At 63.4% G+C, this 25,578-nt stretch carries 22 protein-coding genes; 11 read left to right on the forward strand and 11 right to left on the reverse strand.

The window, feature by feature from the left end; translation table 11 throughout:
- Positions 1-101 precede the first annotated feature (101 nt).
- Positions 102-1,091: an aldo/keto reductase gene (locus JNB89_RS17050; protein WP_220363040.1), complete on the forward strand. Its 990-nt coding sequence runs from the start codon at positions 102-104 to the stop codon at positions 1,089-1,091.
- 73 nt (positions 1,092-1,164) lie between these two features.
- On the opposite strand, the gene JNB89_RS17055 is transcribed toward JNB89_RS17050, so the two are convergent.
- Positions 1,165-1,977, reverse strand: a complete 813-nt coding sequence (locus JNB89_RS17055) for an AraC family transcriptional regulator (RefSeq protein WP_220363041.1) — start codon at positions 1,975-1,977, stop codon at positions 1,165-1,167.
- A 158-nt stretch (positions 1,978-2,135) separates the two neighbouring features.
- Between JNB89_RS17055 and JNB89_RS17060 the strand changes: the two genes are divergently transcribed.
- Together JNB89_RS17060 and JNB89_RS17065 are read left to right on the forward strand one after the other, a co-directional pair.
- Entirely contained in the window at positions 2,136-3,041 is a 906-nt protein-coding gene (locus JNB89_RS17060; RefSeq protein WP_013343381.1) for a DMT family transporter, read from the forward strand.
- 26 nt (positions 3,042-3,067) lie between these two features.
- The gene (locus JNB89_RS17065; protein ID WP_223216790.1) at positions 3,068-4,009 is read left to right on the forward strand and encodes an ATP-binding protein; all 942 of its coding nucleotides are present in this window, start codon (positions 3,068-3,070) and stop codon (positions 4,007-4,009) included.
- A gap of 237 nt (positions 4,010-4,246) precedes the next feature.
- On the opposite strand, the gene JNB89_RS17070 is transcribed toward JNB89_RS17065, so the two are convergent.
- Positions 4,247-5,419 (reverse strand): sigma-54-dependent Fis family transcriptional regulator, encoded by a 1,173-nt coding sequence (locus JNB89_RS17070; protein WP_013343382.1) that lies wholly within the window; start codon positions 5,417-5,419, stop codon positions 4,247-4,249.
- 253 nt (positions 5,420-5,672) lie between these two features.
- On the opposite strand from JNB89_RS17070, the gene JNB89_RS17075 reads away from it, so the two are divergent.
- The 3 genes from JNB89_RS17075 to JNB89_RS17085 all read left to right on the forward strand — a co-directional run bounded on the left by JNB89_RS17075 (position 5,673) and on the right by JNB89_RS17085 (position 7,738).
- A complete protein-coding gene (locus JNB89_RS17075; RefSeq protein ID WP_013343383.1) occupies positions 5,673-6,578 on the forward strand; it encodes a LysR family transcriptional regulator in 906 nt (301 codons plus the stop codon).
- 150 nt (positions 6,579-6,728) lie between these two features.
- Positions 6,729-7,262, forward strand: a complete 534-nt coding sequence (locus JNB89_RS17080) for a PCC domain-containing protein (protein ID WP_220363043.1) — start codon at positions 6,729-6,731, stop codon at positions 7,260-7,262.
- Entirely contained in the window at positions 7,259-7,738 is a 480-nt protein-coding gene (locus tag JNB89_RS17085; RefSeq protein ID WP_135894619.1) for a PPC domain-containing DNA-binding protein, read from the forward strand. Before JNB89_RS17080 ends, JNB89_RS17085 begins: the two co-directional genes overlap by 4 nt.
- A gap of 244 nt (positions 7,739-7,982) precedes the next feature.
- On the opposite strand, the gene JNB89_RS17090 is transcribed toward JNB89_RS17085, so the two are convergent.
- The 5 genes from JNB89_RS17090 to JNB89_RS17110 form a co-directional block, all read right to left on the reverse strand.
- Positions 7,983-9,239, reverse strand: coding sequence for a PLP-dependent aminotransferase family protein (locus tag JNB89_RS17090; protein WP_220363044.1), 1,257 nt, complete (start codon positions 9,237-9,239; stop codon positions 7,983-7,985).
- 163 nt (positions 9,240-9,402) lie between these two features.
- The gene (locus tag JNB89_RS17095; RefSeq protein WP_135894621.1) at positions 9,403-9,903 is read right to left on the reverse strand and encodes an SRPBCC family protein; all 501 of its coding nucleotides are present in this window, start codon (positions 9,901-9,903) and stop codon (positions 9,403-9,405) included.
- A 78-nt stretch (positions 9,904-9,981) separates the two neighbouring features.
- Positions 9,982-13,701 carry an amino acid adenylation domain-containing protein gene (locus tag JNB89_RS17100; protein WP_220363045.1) on the reverse strand — a complete coding sequence of 1,240 codons (3,720 nt, stop codon included), beginning with the start codon at positions 13,699-13,701 and terminating at the stop codon, positions 9,982-9,984.
- Positions 13,702-13,710: 9 nt separating this feature from the next.
- The gene (locus JNB89_RS17105; RefSeq protein ID WP_013343389.1) at positions 13,711-14,637 is read right to left on the reverse strand and encodes a diiron oxygenase; all 927 of its coding nucleotides are present in this window, start codon (positions 14,635-14,637) and stop codon (positions 13,711-13,713) included.
- 94 nt (positions 14,638-14,731) lie between these two features.
- Positions 14,732-15,514 carry a DUF3050 domain-containing protein gene (locus JNB89_RS17110; protein ID WP_027210408.1) on the reverse strand — a complete coding sequence of 261 codons (783 nt, stop codon included), beginning with the start codon at positions 15,512-15,514 and terminating at the stop codon, positions 14,732-14,734.
- Between the two features lie 867 nt (positions 15,515-16,381).
- Here JNB89_RS17110 and JNB89_RS17115 point away from each other — a divergent pair.
- A complete protein-coding gene (locus JNB89_RS17115; RefSeq protein ID WP_220363046.1) occupies positions 16,382-16,810 on the forward strand; it encodes a DUF1810 domain-containing protein in 429 nt (142 codons plus the stop codon).
- 71 nt (positions 16,811-16,881) lie between these two features.
- Here JNB89_RS17115 and JNB89_RS17120 read toward each other — a convergent pair whose 3' ends face one another.
- Entirely contained in the window at positions 16,882-17,862 is a 981-nt protein-coding gene (locus JNB89_RS17120; RefSeq protein WP_223216791.1) for a cupin domain-containing protein, read from the reverse strand.
- Between the two features lie 132 nt (positions 17,863-17,994).
- Here JNB89_RS17120 and JNB89_RS17125 point away from each other — a divergent pair, with 132 nt between their 5' ends.
- Both JNB89_RS17125 and JNB89_RS17130 read left to right on the forward strand, forming a co-directional pair.
- A complete protein-coding gene (locus tag JNB89_RS17125; RefSeq protein ID WP_013343393.1) occupies positions 17,995-18,531 on the forward strand; it encodes a carboxymuconolactone decarboxylase family protein in 537 nt (178 codons plus the stop codon).
- A gap of 41 nt (positions 18,532-18,572) precedes the next feature.
- Positions 18,573-19,967, forward strand: coding sequence for a dihydrolipoyl dehydrogenase (locus JNB89_RS17130; protein ID WP_220363047.1), 1,395 nt, complete (start codon positions 18,573-18,575; stop codon positions 19,965-19,967).
- A gap of 39 nt (positions 19,968-20,006) precedes the next feature.
- Here JNB89_RS17130 and JNB89_RS17135 read toward each other — a convergent pair whose 3' ends face one another.
- The 3 genes from JNB89_RS17135 to JNB89_RS17145 all read right to left on the reverse strand — a co-directional run bounded on the left by JNB89_RS17135 (position 20,007) and on the right by JNB89_RS17145 (position 23,029).
- On the reverse strand, positions 20,007-20,579 hold the full coding sequence (locus JNB89_RS17135; protein ID WP_220363089.1) for a DUF308 domain-containing protein: 573 nt from the start codon (positions 20,577-20,579) through the stop codon (positions 20,007-20,009).
- Between the two features lie 322 nt (positions 20,580-20,901).
- A complete protein-coding gene (locus JNB89_RS17140) occupies positions 20,902-22,383 on the reverse strand; it encodes an MFS transporter (RefSeq protein WP_220363048.1) in 1,482 nt (493 codons plus the stop codon).
- 49 nt (positions 22,384-22,432) lie between these two features.
- Entirely contained in the window at positions 22,433-23,029 is a 597-nt protein-coding gene (locus JNB89_RS17145; RefSeq protein WP_220363049.1) for a TetR/AcrR family transcriptional regulator, read from the reverse strand.
- A gap of 242 nt (positions 23,030-23,271) precedes the next feature.
- Here JNB89_RS17145 and JNB89_RS17150 point away from each other — a divergent pair, with 242 nt between their 5' ends.
- Together JNB89_RS17150 and JNB89_RS17155 are read left to right on the forward strand one after the other, a co-directional pair.
- Complete coding sequence (locus JNB89_RS17150) at positions 23,272-24,756, forward strand: HD domain-containing phosphohydrolase (RefSeq protein ID WP_220363050.1); 1,485 nt, start codon at positions 23,272-23,274, stop codon at positions 24,754-24,756.
- Between the two features lie 217 nt (positions 24,757-24,973).
- On the forward strand, positions 24,974-25,537 hold the full coding sequence (locus tag JNB89_RS17155; protein ID WP_220363051.1) for a thioesterase family protein: 564 nt from the start codon (positions 24,974-24,976) through the stop codon (positions 25,535-25,537).
- Positions 25,538-25,578 lie beyond the last annotated feature (41 nt).

Raw genomic sequence — 25,578 nt, forward strand, 5'->3', positions numbered from 1 at the left:
AGCGCAAAACAGCGCCAAAGTGCTGCCCGCGCGCCGTTGCCGCCAACGGCCGCTTCGGTGCGCCGACGCAGGCACGCCGCATTTACTGAGGAGGATTGGAAATGTTGAAACGCCGCAAGCTGGGAACGCAGGGTCTGGAAGTGTCCGAGCTGGGTCTCGGATGCATGGGGATGAGCTTTGCCTATGGTCCCGCGGACGAAGGGCAATCGTTGCGCACGCTGCATCGTGCGCTCGAACTTGGCTGCGACTTTTACGATACCGCCGAGGTGTATGGTCCTTTTGAAAACGAGAAGCTGCTCGCGCGCGCGTTCGAAGGGCGGCGCCATCGCATCAAGCTTGCGACCAAGTTCGGCTTTCGCATGGACAACGGCAAGATCGTCGGCACAGATAGCCGGCCCGCGCATATCCGCGAGGTGGTCGACGCCAGCTTGCGCCGGCTGAACACCGACTACATCGATCTGCTCTATCAACATCGCGTCGATCCCGAAGTGCCGATCGAGGACGTGGCCGGCACGGTGGGCGATCTGGTGAAGGAAGGCAAGGTACTGTATTTCGGATTGTCGGAAGCGGGGCCGCGCACGTTGCGGCGCGCGCATGCAGTGCATGCCGTGAGCGCGCTGCAAAGCGAATATTCGCTGTGGGAGCGCGACATAGAAGCAGAGATTCTGCCGTGTCTGCGCGAACTGGGTATTGGACTGGTGCCGTTCGCGCCGCTCGGCCGCGGTTTCCTGACCGGCTCGGCGCGGCGCGCGGAAGACTTCCCGGAGGGCGATACCCGGCGTACCTCCGACCCGCGTTTGCAGGGAGCGAACTTCGACGCGAACATGCGCCTCGCCGGCGTGCTGAAAGAGCTTGCTGCCGAAGCAGGCTGCACGCCCGCGCAACTGGCGCTCGTGTGGTCGCTCGCGCAGGGTGCGGACATCGTGCCGATCCCCGGCACGCGACGCGTGGAAAATCTGGAGCAGAACCTGGCAGCCGCTTCGCTAAACGTCGCGCCTTCGTTGCTTGCACAACTGAATGACGCGTTGCCGCGCGGGGCCACGGTCGGCCCGCGTTACACCGCGGCAATGGAGCGGATGGTGGATCGCTGAACGACCGCGGCCTCCTGAGCGCGGCCGGCTGGAGTGCGGCTCCATGCAAGCCGCGCCGCGATCGCCGGCTTGCTCACGCATAAAAAGCGGACGGCACCACGCCGAAGTGCCGCTTGAACATCGCGGCGAACGCACTCTGGCTCGTGTAGCCATGATCCATGGCGACCGCGATGATCTTCTCGCCGTGCGCAAGGCGCTTCAGCGCGAGCAGCAACCGCGCCTGCTGGCGCCAACGGCCGAACGTGATGCCGGTTTCGCGCTGGAACCAGCGGTGGAAGGTTTTCTCCGACACGCCGAGTGTGGCGGCCCACGCGGTAATGGTGCGATTGTCGTCGGGAGCAGCGAGCAGACTGTCGCACACCGCGCGCAGCCGACGATCGGTCGGCCACGGCAGATACAACGGCAGCAACGGCACCGCGTTCAGTTCCGCCAGCAATAGCTGCATCAGATGATCGTCGCGCGAACCCATGCTGTAATCCTGTGGCACGTCGATCGCCGCCAGAATCAACTCGCGCAGCAACGGATGCACTTCCACCACGCAACTGCGGGTGGGCAAGTGCGCGGCTGCGCCCGGTTCGACGAACACGGTGCGCATTTTCACGTCGCCACTCATCTGCACGGAATGATCGATCTCCGGTTCGAGCCACACGCCTCGCGTGGGCGGCACCACCCACGAGCCCGTGGCCGATTCGACGTGCATGACTCCCTCGATTGCATACAACAACTGGGCGCGCCGATGACGGTGGGCGGCGATCACCGTGCCGTGCGGATACCAGGCGGCCATTGCCGAGACAGGCATGGGCGTGCTTTCAAACGGCACATGTGCGCCGGGCTCGACAGGTGTGTCCGGGTGACGTTCGGCCGGCGGAGTAGTGCGTGCGTTCATTCGTGATGGCGTGCCTGCATGCAATCGCGCATTTGACCGTTTCGCGACAAGTGAAGGCTCTTTGGCGTTAGACAGACCCTCTCTGCGAGCGCACGATTCAGTTCAACCAATGCAGCCGGTTTCAACTGAATTTCAATCATCGTGACTCAGAGCCCGTTATGAAGAGATCGTATTTCCTGTTTCCTTTTTTGGCAATCCTGCTGTGGGCCGGCAATGTGATCGTGTCGAAGCTCTCCGCGCACACCATCGATCCGTCTGCGATCACCTTCTATCGGCTGCTGTTGGCCGTTGCGCTCATGAGCCTGTTCACGCTCAGGCCGGCCTGGCGCAACCGCGCGGCAATCGTGCCGCAATTGCCGAAGCTCGCACTGCTCGGTTTCCTCGCCATGGCCCTGTTCCAAAGCCTTTCGTACGAAGCGGCAAAGACGACCACGGCAACCAACATGTCGATCATCACCGCGCTCGTGCCGCTGATGACGATGGTCGCGAGCACCTTGCTGCTCGGCGAAGCGCCGAGCGCCGGCATGGTGGGCGGCGGGATACTGTCGCTGCTCGGCGTCGTGTATCTGATTACGCAGGGCCGTCCTTCGATGCTGCTCGCCAACGGCGTGCATCTCGGCGATCTGCTGATGATCTTCGCGTCGCTCGCCTATGCGCTCTACGGTGTGCTGCTCAAACGCTGGCACGTCGGTCTGCCGTCATGGCAATCCACTTATTTGCAGGCTCTGTTCGCGCTGCTGTTCATGCTGCCGCTGTTGCTGCGCCTGCCGGCCGCTCAAGCGGTGCCGACCCGCGCCAGCGTGCCGCTGATCCTGTATGCCGGCGTGCTCGCGTCCGTGGTGCTTCCGTATTTGTGGATGCAAGGCGTCAAGCATCTTGGCCCCAACCGCTGCTCACTGTTCATGAACGTATTGCCGATTGCCACCGCGCTGATAGCCATCGTCATGCTCGGCGAGACCTTGCACGCATATCACGTGCTCGGCGGCGGCACGGCGTTGCTCGGCGTGTTTGTCGCGCAACGCTTCAAACGGCCGGCCCCAGCCATCGGTGCGGTAAGCGAATGACTGTGCACGAACAACCCGCACTCACCATGGATATCGATACCGACGATTCACTGGAGCGCCACGCGCTCGCTCTGTTCAAGCGGCTGGACCGGCTTGCCGTGCTGGTGGAAGCGGCGCTCGGCACTGCGTCGAACGACGAACCCGACTGGCGCCGCGCCATTGCGTTCCGCTGGCAACGCGGCCCTGGTCCGTTTGGCGCCGCGCAATTGCAAGCGGTCGCCGATCCCGCCTTGATCGCATTCAGCGAACTGTGCAATGTCGAGCGTCAGGCAGAAGTGATCCGGCAAAACACGCGGCAGTTCGTGATGGGCTACCCGGCCAACAACGTGTTGCTGACGGGCGCACGCGGCACCGGCAAGTCGTCGCTCGTCAAAGCGTGCCTGCATGCTTTTGCGTCCGAGGGATTGCGGCTTATCGAAGTCGGCAAGGAATCGCTCAACGATCTGCCCGCCATCATCGATCGCGTGCGGCATCGTCCAGAGCGCTTCATCGTGTTTTGCGACGACCTGTCGTTCGAGCCGGGCGAGACCGGCTACAAGGAACTCAAGACTGTACTCGACGGCTCGGTGGCCGGGCATTCGAGCAACGTGCTGATCTACGCAACGTCGAATCGCCGCCACCTGCTGGCTGAAAACGCGAGCGACAACACTGGGTACACGGTGGCGGAAAACGGTGAGCTGCATCCGGGCGATGCGGTCGAAGAAAAGATTTCGCTGTCCGAGCGTTTCGGAATCTGGGTGACGTTCTACGCGTTCACGCAGGACCAATATCTCGGCGTGGTCGCGCAACGGCTAAGCACACTCGGCTTCACGGCGGCGCAAATCGAGGCCGCGCAGCAGCCCGCGTTGCAATGGGCGCTTGCACGCGGTGCGCGCTCCGGCCGCATCGCGACGCAATTCGCGCAGGACTACGCGGGACGTCTCGCGTGTACCGAACGGGAAGCGGTGCCCGCGACGGATCACTCCTAGCGCCTTGGAACAGGACTAACGCGTCCAATGCGTCTGATAGGCACGTGCGACGCTGTGCGCGGGCGAGGAGAGCCAGATGGTTTTAGCAGGGGGCTGTGAGGGCGCTGTGAAAGCGCCGTGAGAGGGGGCGTGGGAGAGGGACGTCTGCGACTAACGATAATACGCAGACGTCCCCATGTCCCGTGCGCGGGGCGTTCCTATACCCCGCGAGCGGGACGTCCCTATGCACCGCTTGCGCTATCCATGGTCTGCCATCAACATATCGCAGCCCAGGTCGCGCACGTGCGGAATGCGAAACTGCCGCAGTTTGCGATAGAGCGAGGCACGGCAAATGCCCAGCTCGCGCGATGCGGCCGATATGTTCCAGCGGCTCGCCGATAGCGCCCGCAGAATGTTGTCGCGCTCGCTCGGCGCAGCGACCGGCAGACGCGCAATGTCGGCGTGCGGCGCGCCGCGAGCACCGCGCGCGGCGTACGGCATATCGTTTGCCGCGGCTGCGTGAGGCAGATCATCCGATGTCGCGTATGCAGGCGGTGCTGCCTGCAAGGTCGCATGAAACGATGCGCGCGGCTCGCGGCGAACGCCGAGGCCCTTACCCGGTTGCACGTTCGCCGGAAGATCGCATGCGCGGATCAGCTCGCCGCTTTTCACTGCGCACGCATACTGAATCGCCGCGCGCATCTGGCGAAGGTTGCCCGGCCAGTTGCAGTGCAGCAGCATCTCGCGCGCTTCGCTGTCGACATTGCCCTCCAACGTGAAGCCTGGCGCTTCCCGTTCCAGTATGGATTGCAGCAGCCACGCGCGATCATGGCGTTCACGCACCGGGGGCAGGTGAATGATGCCGACCGCGATCCGGTAATACAGGTCCTCGCGAAACGTGCCGGCTTCCACGCGCGACTCTATGTTCTGGTGCGTCGCGCAAATCAGTTGCAGGTCGACGGCAATCGGCTCGGCGGAGCCGATCGGCGTGACTTCGCGTTCGGATAGCGCACGCAACAGACGGGTCTGCTGCGCGGCAGGCATATCGCCGATCTCGTCGAGAAACAACGTGCCGCGATGCGCGAGCACGACCTTGCCCTTCATCCCGCTCGACAGTGCGCCGGAGAAAGCGCCTCGGGTATAACCGAAGAGTTCGCTTTCGATCAGGTTCTCGGGAATCGAGCCGCAATTTACCGAGACCATCGACGCATGCCGGCGACTGCTGTAGTCATGCAGCGCACGCGCCAGATATTCCTTGCCCGTGCCGGTTTCACCGAGAATCAGAATGGGCAACTGCCGGTCGATGAGAAGGCGGGCGCGCGACAGCACCGCGAGCATCGTGGCGTCGTTGCCGCATAGCCGGCCAAGGGGAAGCGCTGCTGAATGAGGTGAGTCTGCACGGGCGCGGTCCAACGGGTCGTGGGCGGTCATAGCATCTCTCTTTATCGATTTAGGTGGCAGGATCAGCCCGGCTTGTGGCCCGGCGAATCGCAAAAGCTGCCAGTGGTTTGTCTCCGAACCCAAGCATAGTGCGATTCATTAATAGTCTCCAATACATTATGATGCGACGACTGATACGGCTCAGGTATAAGTCGACGGAAAATTTCCAGCCTGTATCCGCCACTGCATTTGCGCTGTCTTCCATTTACTGCTGGCATACGTCTCCTACTCGGGGCAGCTAAACATGGAGCTGAGGCAATTACGCTATTTCGTCGCACTCGCTGAGACCTTGCACTTCGGTCGCGCGGCCGCGTTGCTGCATATTTCGCAGCCCCCGCTGTCGCGGCAGATCGCGTTGCTCGAAGCCGAACTGGGCGTGGTGCTGTTCGATCGCACGCGCCGCAGCGTGCGGCTGTCAGCGGCGGGGCAGCGTTTCTATCGCGATGCAAAGACAGTGATGGCCACTGTCGATCAGGCCCGAGGTCATGCGCGCGCCGCCGACCTGGGCGAAGAAGGCACCCTGATGGCGGGCTTCATGTTCGCTGCCGCCTATAGCATCGTGCCGGTACTCACGCGTGCCTATGCATCGGCGTTTCCGCGTGTCGAGCTGAAGCTGAGCGAGAGCATTCCCACCACGCTCGTGGCCGATATCCGCAGCGGCAAGGCCGACGTCGGCATCATGTATCCGTCGGACTCGGCGGTGGAACTGGAGACTCGCACCATCTTCAGCGAGCAGTTGGTCGCGGTGCTGCCAGACGGACATCGGCTCACCACGCGGGCCGCCATTTCGGTGTCGGAGCTGCGCGACGAATGGTTCATCATCTCGCCGCATGCCGCGTCGCCTTTCATCTACAACACCATTGTCGAGCACTGCCGCCGCTCGGGGTTTACGCCACGTATCCGGCTGGAAACGAATTTTCAGCAGACCATTGTGAACCTGGTCGCCCAACGGCTGGGTGTCGCGCTCGTGCATAGCTCGATGCGCAGCACTCACGCCGACAACGTCAAGTTCATGCCGCTCATGCATGCGCCGTATGTCGACGTCGCATTGGTGTGGAGTCCCGACACACTCAATCCGTGCGTGGCGCGCTTCGTCGATATTGCGGCGCAAATGGGACTCGCCGGCACGCGGCGCGACACGACGGTGTAGTCACCTGTCGCTCCTCGCGCGACAGGTGTCATGCAGGTGGAAAACTGTCCGCACGCTGTCTGCCGCGCTATGTAGGCGGTCGGCACGTGGCGCTGAAAATGGCATCGAAGTTGCTATTTACAGGGTCTTCCCAACCACATGACCTCTCCCATGACGTCGAAGACAGAAGCTTTCCGCCATCCGGGCGCAGCCGCTTATCCGCGGGTGCTCGCTTCGGTAGTGCGGAAGCCGCGCGAACTGCGCGTTGAAATACCCAGCGGACGCAACGCCGGCACAGTGCTGCGCGGGTTGATGCAGCGCCACGGTTTTCATGGCGCAAGCGGCCGCATCTGCAGCGGCAGCGCGCGTGCGCTGCAATATCACGTAGTCGTGAAAGCCGCGGAAGGCGAGCGTCCTTATGTGTACGGCAACCCCACCATCGAGAGCGGCGAAGTGTCGTTGCTGCACGGCGCAGTGACGATCGGCCAGGGCCGCGGCGGCAGCGTCGCGCTGCATTGTCACGGCGCGTTCGTTGGCGGGGACGGCAGGCTGCATGGCGGACACGTCGTCCTCGATCGCCTGGAGGTGGGCGACGAAGCGCTGGTGTTGCGGCTGTGCGCGTTCGCGCGCGGCGGCTTCACGCAGTATGTGGACGAAGAGACGCGGTACACGCTGTTCGGTCCGAGTGGGGAGGACGCCGTATGACGCCGCTATCCAGTTCGTCCCAGACGTCTTCATCGTCTTCTTCAGCTTCGGCCGATGTCAGACTCGAGGCAGGGCATTACGGCCGGACCGTCATTGCACGGCTGAAGCCTAACGAGGATATCGTCGAAGCGCTCGAGCGCTTGTGCGGGCAGTACGGAATCGGCCGGGCCGTGGTGCGCAGCGCGGTCGGCAGTCTGATCGACGGCCATCTTGCAAGCGGCGCGGGTGCCGCATCGACGGTGCAAGTGGTGAAGGGGCCTGGCGTCGAGATTGTCGGGCTGTTCGGTGAGGTTTCAGGTGTGCCGGTTGACGGCCGTGCATTAGGAGTGTCTGAACTCACCGCGATTCTTTCCGGCACCGACAGTCAGGTATTCGCTGGCAGAGTAGTGCGAGGCATGAATCTCTCGTTCATCACAGTCGAGGTAACGCTGCAGGAGTGGATTCCGGATGCGGCGGGCCTCGTGAATGATATTTGACGGGCTGCGTGACGGGTGGTTGTAGAGGCGAACGCGTCATCGCGTTGCTACGCCAACACGATTGCGGAGCCAAAGAGAGGCAGCTCGAGAGGCTGCCCTTCTCGCTGGCGGCTTTTTATCTCCGCTTTCTATTGCCGCTCTTTATTGCCTTTCTTATGGCCCTTCTTATTGCCGGCTGCCGCCCGTTGTTTGCACTTGAGTTTGCACTTGAACCCGCGTTCTGGTGCTCGCTCAGGTTTCGTTTTCAGGTCCACGTCGCTTCGCTGAGCCGTTCGTCGTTGAACGGCTTGCCGCCGGCGCTATCGGCCAGACGCGCGGCCACGATCCGCCCCAGCGTTTCAATGCCGCGCTGGATCTGCGAAGGCGTCGCCGTAGTGAAAGACAGCCGCAGCGTGTTCCGCTGTGGTCTTGTGGCATAGAACGCCGCGCCGGGCACGAAGGCCACGCCAGCCTGCATGGCGTCGTCGAACAGTTGCTGTGCGTCGAGCTGCACGGGCAGCGTGACCCACAGGAACATGCCGCCTTCCGGCCGGCTCCACGTCACACCGCTCGGCATATGCATCGCGAGGCTGCGCAGCATGATCGCGCACTGCTCCCGATAACGCGCCCGCAACTGCTGCAAATGCGGTTCGAGAAAACCCTGCGTGAACACCTGATGCGCGATGCGCTGCGTCAGTCCGGCAGTGTGCAGGTCGCTCGCCTGCTTGGCCTGTACCAGCTTGACCATCAGGTCATCCGGCGCGATCACGTAGCCCACCCGCAGGCCCGGGGCAAGAATCTTCGAAAACGACCCGAGATAGACGACCGTGTCGGGCGCCATCGAGCGGATCGACGGCAATGCGCTGCCTTCGTAGACCAGTTCGCCGTAGGGATCGTCTTCGACCACCAGCAAGCCGGTTTCAATGGCTAGCTCCGCGAGCGTGCGGCGTCGCGCGAGTGACAGCCGCCGTCCAGTCGGATTCTGGAAATTTGGTTGCGTGTACAACAGCGTGGCGCCGCGCAATTGCCCCGGCACCAGACGCTCGGGAACCAGGCCTCCGGTGTCGCTCGCGGCCTGTTCGAAACACGGCTCGTATTGCGAGAAAGCCTGCACCGCGCCCAGATACGTCGGCGTTTCGACAAGCACGCGGCTACCTGGGTCGATCAGCACCCGCGCGATCAGGTCGAGCGCCTGCTGTGAGCCTGTGGTGATCAGCACCTGCGACGCGCGCACTGGTGAGCCGCCCTGCGTAAAGCGCTCGGCAATCGCTTCGCGCAATGGCGTATAGCCCTCCGACGGGCCGTATTGCAGTGTGCCGATCGCATCGTCGGTGAGAATGCGCTGCGCGACTTCGGCGACGCGCGCTAGCGGCAACGCATCGGGCGCGGGCAGGCCGCCCGCGAACGAGATCATCTCGGGGCGCTCAGTCACCTTGAGAAGTTCCCTGAGCGCGGAATGCTTCATTTGCTGCGCACGTCTGGCCAGTTTCCAGCGGCCGGCTCGCGGGGTGTGTTTATCCATGGCTTCGGGCTCGGGATCGGAGGTTGGGTAGGGCGGGCAAGAAAGGTTTCGGCAAGCGTTCTGATGACTGAGGGGAAGGCGCCTTCGCCGCGACCGCAGGGGTGGCGGACGAAGGCATCTTCGCTGCGCAGACGGATTGAGGGCCGTCGTCCGCGCGTCTATCTCACGCTTTTGCGTGGTTGAACATCGAGCGCAGGTTGTCCATTGCCATCTTCAGGAAGTCGACCGCGAACTTGTCAAATGCGGGCTGATCCTTAGGGTCGCCTGAACGCGCTTCGCCTGCGATACGGTAGATGGCGGTGCACGCGTTGTCGCCGCGTGGCAGGACTTCCATCGACGCCCACATGTTGCCGATATCGAAGGTCGTGTAGATCAGCGTCCACGTCATCTGCATGGCTTCGTCGTCACGCGAGTTGAGCTGTTCGACCACGAGATCGCCGCCGGTGAAAAACTTGTTACGCAGCGAGCGCAGGCCGGTCGCGGTGCCGGTCATCTCAATGCGCTCGAGACCGGTGACGAAGCGGTTATAGCCGTCGAAGCGCCCGACGGTTTCCCACACCTTGCGCGCCGGCGCGTCCAGTTCGGCGACGCCCGCGTGCACGGTGGTGTCGAGGTTGCGGATCAGCGTGTCGGGGCGCAGTTCATTGCGTACTTTTTGCAACATGATGTTCTCCTTGAACGGTTGGGGTGACGCCTGGTGAAGAGTCAACAATGACCCGGATTAACAGTTGAAAAGAGCGCTTCAGGCCGACTGGGCAGCATCGTTCGAAGCGTTTCGCGCATCGCGCACTGTCCTCACGGTCGCTGCCGGCCGAGCGGTGGAAGGCGGCGCATGCAAAAAGCCGCTCGTCACGAGGTAGCCGAAATGCGCGTTGAGCAAAGCCGCGCTTTTCTCCGGATAAGGCAGGCCAAGACGGTCGAGCGTGGCGGCGGTCATGCTGTGCTCGATTCGCGCCATATCGCCTATGTCTTCCTGCGAGTCGTCGAGGTAGAACGCCACGACGTCGAAGAGCGCGTTCGATTCGTCGATCGACATGAGCCGCTCGCGCCACACCGCCGGGTCTTCGAGCGTCAATGGATAGCCGAGCCGCGACAACGCGCCGAGGTAGCCTTCCCACGTCAGCGGTTGCGGATTCTGGAAGTGAAAGACGCGCTGTTCCCGTTGCGGATCGAGGCTGCACGAAACGATTGCGCGGGCCAGAAAGTCCACCGGCGTGAAGTCGAACGCGGTGTCGCCGGCGGGTGCATAGCCGAGTTGCAGCGAACCCTTGACGAGCAGCAGCACGCGATTGCGATCCGGCAGGCAAAAGCCGCTGTGCGCGACACCGGTGATGTTGCCCGGCCGCAGAATCGTCGCGTCGACGCCGCGTTGCGCGGCTTCCCACACGAGGTGCTCGGACACCCACTTGGTCACGTTGTAGCCGTTATTGACGAACGCGGGTGCGTCGAGCGACGGGCCTTCCTCTATCACCTTGCCATGACGGTCGACAGCGCTCGCCGCCGAGAGTGTCGATACGAAATGCAGCGACTTGTTGCGCCGCTCGCAGGCAAGGCGCAGCAGTTCGAGCGTCGACGCAACGTTGGCGCGGTACAGGAACGGGTAGTCGTACACGTGGTTCACGTGTGCGCCGTTGTGATAGATCGCGTCGATCTGCCCGGCCAACTGCTCCCATACGGGTTTCGACAATCCGAGACGGTCTTCGGCCAGATCGCCGGTCACGACCTTTACCCGCGGCTGCCCGGCAAGAGCAGACAGCCCGTTGGCGTTGAACGCGGCATCCAGCCGGGCGCGGCCCTCGTCGGCGTTTTTCGCGCGGACGAGGCACCAGACGGTGGCATCGGTGTGCTCGATCAGCTCATTAGCGATGAAGCTGCCAAGGAAGCCGTTGGCGCCAGTCAGCAGCACGTTCTGCACGCGCCGGGGATCAGGCCGCAGGCCTTCGAGTGGACGAATCTCGTCAGGCAGACGCATGTCGGCGAATACGCGCGGCGGAATCCGGTCGCCTTTCTTGCGGTCGCGATCGGTCAGCAGCGACGCGAGCGCTTCGATGGTCGGCTTCTCCATGAAACGCGCAAGCGGCGCGTTTCCCGCCATTTGCCGCTTAACCGCCAGCATGAGCTTCGACACCAGCAGCGAATGGCCGCCCAGGTCGAAGAACGAATCATGGCGGCCGATTTCGGCTTCGTCGAGATCGAGCAACGTGGCCCACAACAGGCGCAACTGACGCTCGGTCGCATTAGCCGGTTCGCCGTCGCGAGCGGCCGCTGCCGCACGTTGCGACGGAATTCGCGCGAGCGCGCCCCGATCGATCTTGCCGTTACCGGTGGAGGGCAGTGCGTCGAGTACGATCGCTTCGTGCGGCAGCATGTAATCGGGCAGCTTTACAGCAAGCGCTGCGCGCAGTGCGTCGGCGCTGCTGTGCTGGTCGCGCGGCTTGCTCACGAAGATGCGAATACGCTTGCGATCGTCGACTACGCACGCGCACTGACCGTACAACTGCGTCGCGAGCGCGGCGTTTTCGATCTCGCCGAGTTCTACCCGGAAGCCGCGAATCTTGACCTGGGCATCGCGTCGGCCGATGAAATGCAACGCACCCTGGCTGTCCCACTGCACGATGTCGCCGGTGCGGTACAGTTTTTCGTCGTGCGCGTGCGGCCAGGCATCGGCTGCATCGGCCGCATCGGCGGCATTCCCCGCATTCGCAGCAGGGTCCATCTTCAAACCCGCATACGGATTCGGCACGAACCGCTCGCGAGTCAGATCCGGGCGGCGTAGATAGCCGCTCGCCACGCCCGCACCGGCCACGCAGAGTTCGCCCGCTTCGCCGGTGCGCACCGGTCGTCCGCTTTCGTCGAGCACATAGCAGCGCACGTTGGCAATCGGGCGGCCGATCATGCGGTTGTTGTCGCTCGCCCCCAGCCGCGCGATAGTGACCAGCACCGTGCATTCCGCGGGACCGAAGATGTTGTGGAACTGGTGCTTCGCACTGAAGCGCGCGATGGTCTCCGGAAAGCAGACGTCGCCGCCGGTCAGCAGATGCTTGAGATCGGGCCAGTCGGCAGAAGGCATGACCGCCAGCAACGCGGGCGGCAGGAACGCATGCGTGAGGCGCTGCCGCGCAATCAGGTGGCTCAGATCGTCCAGCGCGTGCCGCTGCTCTTCGGTGGGAATCACGAGCGTCGCGCCCGCGAGAAAGGTCGGAAAAATATCGAGCAGCGACACGTCGAAGGCGACCGTGCAGAACTGCAGCACGCGCGACGCCGCATTCAGTTCGATGTAATCGCGGTACCAATGGCAGAAGTGCACGAGGTTGCGATGCGTGAGCATCACGCCCTTCGGCACGCCGGTCGAGCCGGACGTGAAGATGGTGATGGCGCAGCGCCGTTCGCGCTCCTGATCGGCTTCTACCGGCCATGCGGTCTGGTGTATGTCGATGCCGGCAGCATCGAGCTGCGTGAGGCGCACCACGTCGATCGGCAGACCGGCCAGCACGGCGTCGTCGAAAGCGTCGTCGGTGATCAGGCAGTCGGCGCGCGACTGTTCGAGAATGAGCCGCACCCGCTCGGACGGAAACGATGGATCGAGCGGCAAATAGGCGGCGCCCGAACCGATCGAACCAAGTATCGCGACATACAGCAACGACGACTTGCGCAGCCGCACCGCAATGAGACGCGGTGCAGGCTCGTCCCCGGCAACGTCTGCCGTCGCCTCGGCGGTGCCGACGGGGCGAGCCGCGGCCGCCGAAAGCCGTTGGGCGAGCTTCATTGCGGCGCCGACGAAGGTGCGGTAGTCGACCTCACCGTGTTCGTCGTGCAGTGCAATTGCGTCGGGTGTGGCGCGCGCCGTGCGCGACACCATTTCCGGCAGCGACGGCTCCAGTTCGAAGTATTGCTGCGTACGGTTGCTGGCGTGCCAGCCTGCCATTGCGTCGAGATCGAGCGGGCGCTCGTCCGGCCGATCCGTTGCGAGCGCACAGGCGTTTTCGTCGAGCGTGCCGCGGCCGAGCATGCTCACGATTTCATCGAAAAGCTCTCGCGCGGCGACCTCGATTTCAGCGACCATGTCGGCCCCGCATGGGGAGGGTGCCAGTTCGATGGTACGGCTCGCGAGTTGCCGCGCCGCGCCGGCGTGATCAGGCGAGCGCCATTCAACCGACACGGTGGCCGGCGGAAAGCTTGCGGCGCTGACCCGCAGTTCGAGCACGCGAGCGGCGTCGAAAAGCGCCTCGCCAGCCGGGTCCGCGTTGCCGCTGCGCACCAGCCAGTCGGGCGCGAGCGGCGTAGGCGAGTGGCCTGCGTGGTCTGCCACCGGCACCGCGACGCCCAGCGCCGCCGCGCTTTCGTGCAACGGTCCTGGCTGCGTATCGGCAATCACGACGGTGTGGCCGATTTCATGCAGCGCTTCGAGCAGGCTCGCGCCGAGCCGATGATTGCCGCTAACGGCAAAAGTAAGGGTTCTCATGCCCGCTCCTCACAGGTACGCGGCGATCGCCGCGCGCGTGGGTTCGTGTTCCAGCAAGCCCGCCATCTTCAGGAACTTGCGGATATTGACGATCATTGGATGCCTGGCCGTAATCGGATAAGCGCCGACCATGTCGCTCGCGATCTGCGCCCGGCTCGCGGCAGGCAGATCCAGCGAGTCGATCAGACGGCGGTCGAATTCGAGTTGCAGTTCGTTGGTCAGATACTCCTTGAGGAAGTACGGCAGACCGATGCCGAGTGCGACCCGCGCGTTCTCGTCGATCTGCGACCAGTAAAGCTTGACCAGGTTGATCCAGAACACCGAGTGACGCCCTTCGTCGGCGAGATGGTCGGCCATCACACCCTTCACGGAGCGTTTCAGGGTGGCGTCGCGCGAAAACGCGGCGACTTCGGCGGTTACTGTGTTCTCCGAAATAGCGACCGCGAGCAGTTCCATGCCCGCGGCGTATTCGGCCGGTACGTACGCAATCGCGCGGGGAATGGCCCGCGACAGTTCGATCTCCTTGTTCTGCTCGATCGGTGCGATGCCGGTGTTGCGCTCCACCTGGTCCAGATAATCCATCGCGACGTAGGCATGGTAGTGCTCGTCGATCACCACCGACATCGCGTCGCTCCTGCAGGCAAACGGAAAGTCGAAGGGAAAACGCCCCTTCGCAATCGCGAGCGCCGTGCGGTTGACGATCTCGGTCTCGAAGATGATCACGTCGTTGATGTACTTATAAAAGCTCTGCAGCAGAATGAAATCCTGCACCTGCGAACCGGCATCGACGATGGTGGGGTGCGCGTAGAGCGGCTGACGCTCGACCGGGTAGTAACTGAGTGCGTCGTCCTCGACGACGCGCCGGGGACGCGAGCGGATGGTCGCGCGCTGCTCCCATTGATCCGCGTGACTGACATAACTCTGGAGTGACATCATGGCCATTGCCTCAGGAGAGTATTGGAACCGGAAGGACGCGGGCGCCGGCAGTCGTGCCGCTGCCTTGGGCGCCTGCGCCTGAACCCGCAGGGAGTCAGGCCGCGACGGCGTCTTTCTGCGCGATCAGATGCGCGTGCAGGCCGTCCCACAGGCGAAGCCGCTCGTCGATCGCGGCTATGCCCGCCTCGAGCGCTTCGCGTAGCTTGCGTTCGTCCCCGTCTGCTGCCTCGGCGATCATCGCGCGCGCAGCGGGACCGTGTTCGCCGGAGTCCACTTCTATGTGACGGTCCAGGTAATAGGTGAGCAAGGGCACACTGGTGCGATCGATTTTCCAGTCTGCCAGCAGCGTGCGAAACATGTCAGGTATCGCGTTCTCGCGACCGTAGAAGAAGTTGCCGAGCACCTGATGCGTCGCTCCTTCGTAGCAGGTCGCGAAGGTCGACGTGACGAAACGGATCACCGGCGCAGGCGCCTGCACCGCGCTCAACGCGGCCTGCACACTGGCGCCTTTGCGCAACAGCGCCACCATCCGGTCAATGCGTTCGGTGGACGCGCCCACATCGCGCATTGCATGCAGATACAGGTCGAAGTGGCTCATGTGGCCCTTGGGCGTCTCGTCGCATTCTTCACCCAGCACAATCTCGTTGATGAGCCGTGCCGCGTTCGCGTTGCGGGGCGCGAGCCAGGGCAACGTGATGGTGGTGAGATCGGCTTGCAGCCGCTTGACGAGCGACATGAAATCCCACACGGCGAACACGTGCCATTCCATGAACGTGCGCAGTCCCTGGCGGGTTTCGATCGAATGGAAGATGGGATGGTGGGCGAGCGCCGCATGTTGTTTTTCGAGTTGTGCTTCGAGGGTTTCAATGCTGTTCACGATAGTCATCCTCGTATGTCTCTCAGGTATCGGATAAAGGGAAATACGACCGCGGAGGCCAACCGTTGTCGCGAATTTATTAAGGCAAATTCGATGCCAGTTAATCGGGCGCCGTTGAATAAGGCTTTCCGTTAAATGGCTGGGTATTTAAATCGACAGTTGTTATTCCAGGTGTAGATGGTGTTAAACACGTGTCGCTTAATCGTATGAATATTGCGTTTAAAATGGAGTGCGGCATTTAACGCGATTGGGCCGGTTTGAAAATGAGGATAATCCCGGCGGCCAGCGCGCATCCCGGGCTGCGGGTGCTGAGTGTTTGTCAGCCACGCTTGAGGCGTGGTGTTCCGGCTATGCGGTCAGTTTCTTATTCGTAATGCATGGTTTACTGAGCCACCAGTATTGATTTGCGACATGCGGTTGTGCGGGGAATTGTCTTTCAGGTCACTTATGAAGAGGCTGCAATATAATCGGTGGCGTTTTGATTATGCAGGCTGCATCGTCGCCGCTTGTTTGCGCAGTGCAAATAAATAAACCGACCGGAAGGTTATGCGCAGCCGGATTATCGGTCGGCCACGTTATTATTTGGGTCGACTGCAAACGGCATAAAAGATGAAAGCCAAACGAGAAACTAGCGTTCCGTTTTCAGGAGATACAAACCAGACTCGCAACTCGCCCCGCAAGCATCCACGGCAGATCGGCCAATCCCGCAGTTGCCGTTTTTGTCGCCCACGCCGCGCAGCTGTGTCTTCGAGCATGTACAGTTAAACAGGAGCTGTCGTTACCGACTCCCGGCCTTCAGTACGACGGTGGCCCCGGAGTGAGCGATGTCATCGCGCTCGACGACACTGACAAACGGAGGGCATCGTCGTGACCGACCCATACAATCTTCAACGCTTCGTGGACGCGCAGCAGCCGGTCTATGCGCGCGTAGTCGATGAACTGCGCGCAGGCGAGAAGCGCAGTCACTGGATGTGGTTCATCTTCCCGCAGATAGAGGGAATAGGGCACAGCCCGACCGCACAACTCTACGCGATCACCCGGCTCGACGAGGCGCGCGACTACCTCGCGCATCCGCTGCTCGGAGCACGTCTGCGCGAGTGCACGGCGATCGTCAACGGCATTCAGGGCAAGACGCTCGACGAAATATTCGGCTATCCGGACAACCTCAAGTTCTGTTCATCGATGACGCTGTTTGCCCGCGCGGCGCAAGACAACGAGCTATTCCGGACGGCACTGCGCAAGTACTGCGACGACCAAGCGGATCCGCAAACCATCGCGAGACTGCCGCGCGACTGATGTGCGATCTAAGCGAGCGGTGCCGGCAGGCCGGCGCGGATGGTTGTCGGGCGTGGGTCCGCTGAGCTTTTTCAGGCCGGTTCTTCTTCGGGGTTGCCGGTTTTCGAGGAACGGGCGCGCCACTTCGCCGGCGTCATCCCTACCTGCCGTTTGAACACGCGTTGAAACGCGGCTTCCGACTGATATCCCACCGCTTCGCCGATCTCGGCGACAGACATCGTGGTTTGCGCCAGTTTGCGCCCCGCGAGCGCCATCCGGATTTCGGTGAGCACGTCGCTCGCCGAGCGGCTGATCGCTTCTTCAAAGTGGCGCGCAAACGTCGCACGCGACATGTGACAGAGCTCGGCCAGTTGCGGAAGCGTCCACGGCTTCGCGGGTTCGTCGAACATGGCCGCGAGGGCCGGTTGCAGCCGTTGACGCTGCGCAAGCGCCAGCAGGCCGCGCGGCGCCTGGTCGGTATCGGATGCGCAGCGCAGGGTCAACGCAAAGAGGGCGCCCGATAGCTGGTTCACCACTGTCGCGCTGCCCGGGCGTTGCTCGAACGCTTCCTCGCGCATCAATTGAATGACCCGCGCAAGCCTGGTTGCTGCAAATGCGGCGTCGCGCGCTTGTGTGTCGCCCTCGCTCACGCTGCTCACCAGCAGACGCCCCGGCAGATGGTCGCGCAGCAACTGCTGCGGCACTGCCGGCAGCACGAAGCGGCCGCACAGCACGTCCGCGCCGTCACGTGATCTGCCGTTCGTGACAACGGTCAAGCCGTCCTTGAGCTGCGTGCGCGCAGGGCGGGGCGGAGTGCCGCTGCCGTCATGCAAGCGGTGCGCGCTGCCGGAAGGAAACAGCACGATATCGCCGGCCTTCATGCGAAGCGCTGGTTCGGTTTTCCCTTCAGCTTCGCTTTCCACCACGGCTTCGCCGCGCAACAGCACGTGATACGGGAATTCCCACTCGCTCGACTCAGGATGGTCGATGCGCCACGGCGAGCCGAAGTGGCATCGCACGTCCAGCCGTCCCGTGACCGGCATCAGCGAAAGCAGTCGGTCCAGCAGTTCCATATGAGACGTTTGAGCATGAAGTTGCGGAAGTATGGCATTAAAGAACTCGCCGCGCATCCCTACACTGACTCCCATGCCATACGACATGGCTAAGCGGTTCAACCACCACAACCCTGAACGAAGGAGTCAATCATGTCCCGCCTGACCACCATCCGCCCTGAAGAAGCAACTGGCGCAGCAGCTGAAGTGTTCGCGAAGATAAAGAAGGCTGTCGGCAAGGTGCCCAATGCGTACGCGACTGTCGGCACGCACAGCCCCGAAGCGCTCAGCGCCGTGCTGGCATTCGACGCAGCGGTGTCCGCCAGTACGCTCAGCAAGGCAGATATCGAAGTCATCAAACTGGCTGTCAGCGAACACGTGGGTTGTGACTACTGTGTCGCCGCTCATACGTTGATGGGCAAGCTGGCTGGACTGTCGAGCGATGACATGAAGCAGGTGCGCGCTGGCGTTGCAACTGGCGACGCGAAGCGCGATGCGCTGGTGACGTATGTGCTTACGCTCGTCGGCACGCGTGGCACGGTGCCCGCGGCGGCTGTCGATGCAGTGCGGGCGGCTGGTTACACGGAACGCCAGATCATCGAAATCAATCTTGCGATTGCGTCGATCACGTTCACCAATCTCGTGAATCGCGTGAACGATACGACGCTTGACTTTCCGGCAGTGAAGTAAGCCGTAGCTTTGGCACCCAGTCCTCGACAGGAGAGATTGTCATGCGCACCATTCGTACAGACGTCGCCGTGATCGGCGCAGGGACGGCCGGGCTCTCGGCTTACCGCAGCGCGAAAGCCGAAGGCCGCACGGCCGTGATTATCGAAGGCGGTGAATACGGCACGACGTGTGCGCGAGTGGGGTGCATGCCGTCGAAGCTGCTTATCGCAGCGGCCGAAGCCGCACATGCCGCGAACCACGCCGGCGCATTCGGCGTGCGGGTCGAGGGAGTGCGGGTGGACGGCAAGACCGTCATGGATCGGGTGCGCAGCGAGCGTGACCGCTTCGTCGGGTTCGTCGTGGACGGCGTTCACGCGTTGCCGGAAGAGGACCGGCTGGTTGGCCACGTGCGCTTTATCGACGACCGGCTGCTGCAGGTCGGCGGCGATACGCTCGTGCGGGCGGCGAGCGTGGTGATTGCGACGGGCTCCACGCCGGTCATTCCCGATGTGCTTCGTGGCGTGGGCGAGCGCGTGATCGTGAACGACGACGTGTTTGCCTGGCAGACGCTACCGCGCAGCGTGGCGGTAGTGGGCCCGGGCGTGATCGGGCTGGAGCTCGGCCAGGCGCTCGCCCGCCTTGGCGTGGAGGTGAGCGTGTTCGGCGCGCGCGGCGGCGTGGGACCGTTGACAGACCCCGTGGTCGTGGAAGAGGCACGCTCGACGTTTGCGCAAGAGTTTCACTTCGAGCCACAGGGCACGCTCGAGGCCGCGACGGCAGTCGAGGGCGGCGTGCAGATTCGCTATGCGCGCGCGGACGGCAGTTATGTTGAACGCACCTATGAGTACGTTCTGGCTGCGGCCGGGCGGCGGCCGAACGTTGCGGACCTAGGCCTTGAAAACACATCGCTTGCACTGGACAGTCATGGCGTGCCGCACTTCAGTCGCGACACGCTGCAAGCGGGCGAGCACCCGGTCTTCATTGCCGGCGACGCGAACGGCATCCTGCCGCTCTTGCACGAGGCCGCCGACGAAGGCCGTGCCGCGGGCCGCAATGCCGCGCTGTATCCGGATGTCGTGCCGCTCGTGAGGCGGGCGCCGCTTGCGATCGTTTTCTCGGACCCTCAGATTGCGATGATCGGGGCGCGGCACCGGGACCTCGCACCGGGAAGCTTTGTCGCTGGAGAAGTGAGCTTTGAAGACCAGGGGCGCAGCCGCGTAATGCTGAAAAACCGTGGATTGGCAAGAGTGTACGTCGACCGTGCTACACGGCGCTTCTTGGGCGCGGAATGGTTCGGCCCGGCCGCGGAGCACATAGGGCATCTGCTCGCGTGGAGCTTGCAGATGCGGGTCACGGTCGACGATATGCTCGGTATGCCGTTCTATCACCCGGTAGTCGAAGAAGGTTTGAGGACGGCGCTGCGCGATGCGGTGGCAAAGCTGCGGGTTGCGGCGTAGCATCGCGCTCGCAGCGCATACACACCTATCCAGCGCTCATTACGTGCTGCGCCGCATCCGCCGCACCTGCAACCAGATGGCTGAGATCAGGAAATAGAGCGCGCCGATCGCGGCGTAGCCTGCGATCTTCACGATCACGGGCGGCGTGGACGCGTGGCTTTGAGCAATGAAGAACAGGCCGGCCAGCGCCGATTGCGCACCGCTCAGTATCATCACCCACTGTGCGCTGACATGCTTCCAGCGCCGCACGGCGGTGCCGAGCTGCAGCGCGCCGGAGAGAATCGCCCAGATGCCGAACACCGTCAGTACCGCATGCATGCCCGTCTTCAACGCAGGAAATACCGCCAGGGTCGCGATGGCGCTCATCGCTACGTTGATCGCCTGCGTGCGGTTTGCTGCCGTTCCGCCGTTGCGGGACAGGTCGACGAAATTGGCGAGCGCATCCCAGGCCGGATAGACGATCAGCAGGATCGCCGCGCCTGCCGTGCTCTGCCGGCCGACGGAAAACGCCAGCGCGACCCAGATCAGGGAAAATATCGCCCTCGAAAAGTAGTACCGTGTCAGCCATTGCTCATTGCCAGGGGCGTTGAATCCGGGGTAGTGCTCGACCATTTGCATTCCTTTGTACATTGAATCGTCGATCCGGCCGGCGCGCAGGGTGTCCGCCATGCGGATGCGGTGCCGACCGGATCTCTAACGCTTCGAGTATCGCTATCGTCCGGACCTGCGGCTATCGGTCAGATGTCCGATGGCAATCGTTCGCCGGCTCCTCTATCCGGTGCAGGCAGAGCTCGCGTGTCGGCAATGGCGGTTGTGCCGTTCAGGTCAGATCGTTCGCGACGGTGTGCCCGCGACCTTCGAGCCACGCATTGCGGTGCCGATCTCAAAACTGGCCCCACAGCACGAGTAGGGCGACGAATCCCGATACGTGGGCCTACGACCGTTTGCGTTCAGCGCACAAGCCCGGCCGCGCAGCGGCCCGCATCGGAAGAGGGCCGGCGGATGCACGCGCGAGCGAGACGCTCAGCGCGGCGCCAATCGTGAGGAACAACGAGATCGACAGCAGTGCGACGATGAAGGCGTGCGCAATACTTGCCGGGTCCTGGCGTGCGCCGAGCACCGTATAAAAAATTCCGCCGATGATCGCCACACTGAGCGACGTGCTGACCTGCAGCGTCGAACTCGCGATGCCCGCAATCATGCCGGACAGCGCCGGTGCGACGCGCCCCGTCACCATGCGCATCAGCGTCGGCAGCGCGAGCCCCTGTCCGAAACCGGTAACGAACAGCACGGCGGCGAGCGGCGCGGACGCAAGCGGCGTCGCGGTCGGCGTGGCTTCGATCAACCACGCGAGGCCTACGAGCCCGACGACCTCCAGTGCCATGCCGAGCGGATTGACATAAGCGCCGATGAAGCGTGAGAAAAAAGGCGTCGACAACGGGCCGAGCAGAAACCCCACGCCGAACGGCAAGAACACGAGGCCTGCGCTCAGCGCGTCCACGTGCAGCGCATTTTGCAGATACACGGAGAACAGCAGGAAGAACGCGCCGATCGAGTACAGCAACAGCGCGATCAGCAGCGCTTGACCCAGCCCCGGCGCGCGCAGCGCGGCGGGATCGAGCAGCGGTGCACCGCCGCGGCTGCCCAGCCGGCGCTCGTAACGCCAGAACAACCCGGCGAGGGCTGGCACTGCGATAAGCGATACCCAGGCCCACACGGGCCAGCCCGCCTCGCGTCCCTCGATCAGCGGCACGATCAGCGCGCCGAGCGTGAGCATCGACAACGCGGTGCCGCCGAGATCGAGCTTGCGCGCATGCTGTGCACGCGTTTCCTTCAGCAGCGGAATGCCGAACACGACGACCAGAATCGCCAGCGGCAGGTTGACGAGGAAGATCGTGCGCCAACCCAGGTTCAACAGATCCAGCGAAATCAGGATACCGCCCAGCGCCTGTCCGATCACGGCGGCGAGGCCGAACACCGCGCCATACAAGCTGAGCGCGAGCGGCTTTTCCGATTCGGGGAAAATCGCCTGGATCGAAGCGAGCGCCTGCGGCGCCATGATCGCGGCCGTCACGCCCTGCAACGCACGACCCGCGATGAGCGTCCACGGCGAATTCGCGAGGCCGCACAGGGTCGAGGCGGCCGCAAAACCGATCAAGCCGAGAAAGAACACCCGGCCGCGGCCGAACAGGTCGCCTAACCGCCCGCCGGTGATCAGCGTCACCGCATAAAGGCCGGCATACGACGAAATGACCAGTTGCTCGGCCGACGACGAGGCGGTCAGTTCCGCGCGGATCGACGGCAATGCGACGTTGACGATAAAGAAGTCCAGCGGCGGCAGGAACGCGCCGACAAGCAGCACCGAAAACATTGCCCACCGACGCGGGTCGGGCGATTCAGAACGATTCCGTGACATAAACGACTCTCCATACGGAACCAATTGGTTCCAAATTGGGTAAAAAAATTCACTCGAGAATGCGCATGGTGCGGTCGACCAAAGCGAGCATATCGCTCTCCGGTACACTGGTCTTTCCGAGCACGCGCATGCCTTGCACCTGGCAGACGAGCAAGCGCGCCAGCACCTGTTCATCCTGCTCGGCGATTTCGCCGCTCGCCTGCGCGCGGACAATCGCGCCCGCATAGAGCTGCTGCAGGCGCCGGAACATGCGCCCCGTGCGCTCTGCAACCTCCGCGTCGTGCGCGGCCAGTTCGGTGGTCATCGCGACGACGAGGCACCCCCGCCGGCCGGCTTCGCCGACCGACAGTCGCGCATAGCGCAGCAGCGAGTCGCGAATCGCCTGCTTCACTGGGCCGGGTTGCGACAGGATGTCCGCGGTTGCCTTGAGCCCGTCGGCCATGTACAGATCGAGCGCCGCCAGCAGCAGCGCCTTCTTGTCGCCGAATGCCTTGTAGAGACTGCCGCGCGACAGGCCGGTGCCGGCTATCAGGTCGGGCAGGGACGCGCCTTCGTATCCGCGGTCCCAGAAGACGTTCATCGCGTCGCGCGCAGCGTCGCTGACTTCGAATTCGCGGGGACGTCCCGCGCCAGCCGGATTTGCCATGATCGGTTCGTAAAGCGTGCGGTGCGTGAAAGTGGAATCATTATATGGACCGATCGGTTCCAATGTCAACGCGCGTGTGCGGGGAAGGCGGGGACCGCCGGAAAATCCGTCCGTGCCGGGCGTGGCGAACGCCTTTCGGTGCCCCGGACCGTATCGTTGTAAGCGCAGGACGGCTGCGCAGCGGGATGCGGATCGTAAGCTTCGCGTATGATCTGCGGCGACCACCACGATCTTCCGCACTCATGTCCACGTTCAACGTCGATCCCAATCAGACCGCGCTGCGGGTGTTCGATTCGGTAAGAGCGCTGGCGTTCGTCGGCGATCTCAGTATGGGGCAGCCGACGGACCACTCACTGCGCACCGGCTGGCTGGCGGCACGGCTCGCCCGCGCAGCCGGGCTCGACTCGCAGGTTTGCGATACGGTGCGCGAGGTGGCGCTGCTGCGCTGGTCGGGCTGCACCGCGAACGCGTCGGGCTTCGCCGAAGTGTTCGGCGACGATATCGCAGTCAGGCTGGCGATGCTCGAGGGACGATCGGACTGGGCCGCGCCGCTGGAGGCGCTGGGCGGCGCGGCCTCCGTCATGTTGCCGCTCGCGCAGACGCACTGCGAGGTGTCGGGAGAGATCGCGAGCATGTCCGGCCTGTCGAGCATGACGCAGACGTCGCTGCGTCACATCTTCGAAACATGGGACGGCTCGGGATTTCCCGCGAAAACGGCTCACGCGTCGGTGCCGATGCCGGTGTTCGTCGTTGCGGTGGCGGGCGATCTGGAAATATTCAGCCGTACTTACGGCACCGAACGGGCGCTTGAGCTCATTGAGCAACGTTCGAACAGTCGATATCCGGCCCATCTCGTCGGCACGGCTGTCAGGAACGCAAGCGGTTGGCTGGACGAGGCGGGGCGCGCGACGCTCGACGATTTCGACGCCGCGTTGATCACGCCCGACATGCAACGGACGACCTCGGCCGAGCTGGTGGCCGATGTGATCGATCTCAAGTTGCCGTGGATGACGGGCTTTTCGCGTGCTGTCGCGACCACTGCGGCAGCATGCTGCGCGCGGCTTTCACTCGATCAACCCGCGCAAATCCGTGTGTACCAGGCTGCGTTGATTCACGGCATAGGCCGTGCCGCCGTCCCCAACGCGGTGTGGAATCAGCGCGGGACGCTGGCGGCCAGCGCCTGGGAAAAGATTCGGCTCGTGCCTTACTGGACGGCGCGCGCGGGTAGGCAAACCGGCGCCCTCGCCGAGGCCGCGGAGCTCGCTTCTTACGCGTACGAGAGGCAGGACGGCTCGGGATACTTCCGCGGTGCGGCCGGACGTGCCTTGACGCTCGAGGCGCGCGTGCTGGCCGCCTCGGTCGTGTGGGTGGCCCTGCGTTCGCCTCGGCCCTGGCGCGACGCGCTGCCGGCTGATGCCGCCCGCAAGATCTTGCGCGAGGAGGTCGAGCGCGGCAGATTGAGCGACGAGGTGGTCGACGCGCTAATGGACCCGGCGCCCGCGGGCAAACGGTCCGCGACACGCGCCACGCAGGGCGCGCGCCTGTCGGCGCGGGAGATGGACGTGCTGCGCATGATCTCGCGTGGCGCGAGCAACAAGGAGGCCGCGCGCGAGCTGGCGATGAGCCCAAGCACCGTGCGCACTCACGTGGAGAGCATGTTTCGCAAGCTCGATTGCTCGACTCGTGCGGCCGCCACGCTCAAGGCGTCGGCGCTGGGGCTGCTGTAGCGATCATGCGTCGCCCGGTCCAAATGCATCGCGATCCGGCGACGACGCGCTCGCGCGAGCGGGTGGCCAGCGCCGGGCGTGACTCGAAGCGTATCGGTCACTCGACCGATACGCGTGGCATGGGGCGTAGCGTAAGCTCAAGCACTTCAATTGCTTCCCGCTCGGTATGGATGCCGTCACGCGCGCTGTGCGACGGCATTGTCAAGGCTCGCCATTCATGAACCTACTGTTGCGTTTGTGCCTTACGTTCCTGCTTAGCTGGCGTCGTCAGCGGCTGCATATCCTCGACACCTGCGTCACGCCGTTTCGCGTGTGGCCCAACGACCTCGATGTGCTGCGCCACATGACCAATGGACGCTACTTCGCCATTCTCGATCTGGGGCGGGTCGATCTGTTGCTGCGTTCGCGCGTCTGGCAACGCGTCAATGCGAAAGGGTGGTATCCCGTCGTCACGCTCGAGACAATACGATTTCGTCGGTCGTTGCATTTGTGGGAGCGCTACGATGTCACCACGCGCGTGATCGGTTGGGACGAAAAGCATGTGTTTCTGGAGCAGGGGTTCAACCGGGGAGGGGACCAGGTCGCGCTCGGCGTCGTGCGAACGCGGTTTCTGAAGCGCGGCGGAGGGAGCGTGCCGACCAACGAACTACTCGCGTGGATCGGCGTGACCGAGCCATCACCCGAACTGCCCGAATGGGTCGCGCAATGGAGCAGGGCAGAGGGCGGTATGGGTATGGCGGAGCCACCACCGATCTGCTGTTCGGCTCACTGCGGCCAATAGCGATCGTGCGACATCCCGCCCCCGGATCGCTGACAACGGCC

Source organism: Paraburkholderia phenoliruptrix, assembly GCF_019511605.1.
In the GTDB taxonomy this organism is placed as follows: Bacteria; Pseudomonadota; Gammaproteobacteria; order Burkholderiales; family Burkholderiaceae; genus Paraburkholderia; species Paraburkholderia phenoliruptrix_A.

Excerpts from the sequence above, each read along its gene's own strand:
- JNB89_RS17050 (WP_220363040.1), top strand. The coding sequence starts at position 102 with ATGTTGAAACGCCGCAAGCTGGGAACGCAGGGTCTGGAAGTGTCCGAG.
- JNB89_RS17055 (WP_220363041.1), bottom strand. The coding sequence starts at position 1,977 with ATGAACGCACGCACTACTCCGCCGGCCGAACGTCACCCGGACACACCT.
- JNB89_RS17060 (WP_013343381.1), top strand. The coding sequence starts at position 2,136 with ATGAAGAGATCGTATTTCCTGTTTCCTTTTTTGGCAATCCTGCTGTGG.
- JNB89_RS17065 (WP_223216790.1), top strand. The coding sequence starts at position 3,068 with ATGGATATCGATACCGACGATTCACTGGAGCGCCACGCGCTCGCTCTG.
- JNB89_RS17070 (WP_013343382.1), bottom strand. The coding sequence starts at position 5,419 with ATGACCGCCCACGACCCGTTGGACCGCGCCCGTGCAGACTCACCTCAT.
- JNB89_RS17075 (WP_013343383.1), top strand. The coding sequence starts at position 5,673 with ATGGAGCTGAGGCAATTACGCTATTTCGTCGCACTCGCTGAGACCTTG.
- JNB89_RS17080 (WP_220363043.1), top strand. The coding sequence starts at position 6,729 with ATGACGTCGAAGACAGAAGCTTTCCGCCATCCGGGCGCAGCCGCTTAT.
- JNB89_RS17085 (WP_135894619.1), top strand. The coding sequence starts at position 7,259 with ATGACGCCGCTATCCAGTTCGTCCCAGACGTCTTCATCGTCTTCTTCA.
- JNB89_RS17090 (WP_220363044.1), bottom strand. The coding sequence starts at position 9,239 with ATGGATAAACACACCCCGCGAGCCGGCCGCTGGAAACTGGCCAGACGT.
- JNB89_RS17095 (WP_135894621.1), bottom strand. The coding sequence starts at position 9,903 with ATGTTGCAAAAAGTACGCAATGAACTGCGCCCCGACACGCTGATCCGC.
- JNB89_RS17100 (WP_220363045.1), bottom strand. The coding sequence starts at position 13,701 with ATGAGAACCCTTACTTTTGCCGTTAGCGGCAATCATCGGCTCGGCGCG.
- JNB89_RS17105 (WP_013343389.1), bottom strand. The coding sequence starts at position 14,637 with ATGATGTCACTCCAGAGTTATGTCAGTCACGCGGATCAATGGGAGCAG.
- JNB89_RS17120 (WP_223216791.1), bottom strand. The coding sequence starts at position 17,862 with ATGGAACTGCTGGACCGACTGCTTTCGCTGATGCCGGTCACGGGACGG.
- JNB89_RS17125 (WP_013343393.1), top strand. The coding sequence starts at position 17,995 with ATGTCCCGCCTGACCACCATCCGCCCTGAAGAAGCAACTGGCGCAGCA.
- JNB89_RS17130 (WP_220363047.1), top strand. The coding sequence starts at position 18,573 with ATGCGCACCATTCGTACAGACGTCGCCGTGATCGGCGCAGGGACGGCC.
- JNB89_RS17135 (WP_220363089.1), bottom strand. The coding sequence starts at position 20,579 with ATGGTCGAGCACTACCCCGGATTCAACGCCCCTGGCAATGAGCAATGG.
- JNB89_RS17140 (WP_220363048.1), bottom strand. The coding sequence starts at position 22,383 with ATGTCACGGAATCGTTCTGAATCGCCCGACCCGCGTCGGTGGGCAATG.
- JNB89_RS17145 (WP_220363049.1), bottom strand. The coding sequence starts at position 23,029 with ATGGCAAATCCGGCTGGCGCGGGACGTCCCCGCGAATTCGAAGTCAGC.
- JNB89_RS17150 (WP_220363050.1), top strand. The coding sequence starts at position 23,272 with ATGTCCACGTTCAACGTCGATCCCAATCAGACCGCGCTGCGGGTGTTC.
- JNB89_RS17155 (WP_220363051.1), top strand. The coding sequence starts at position 24,974 with ATGAACCTACTGTTGCGTTTGTGCCTTACGTTCCTGCTTAGCTGGCGT.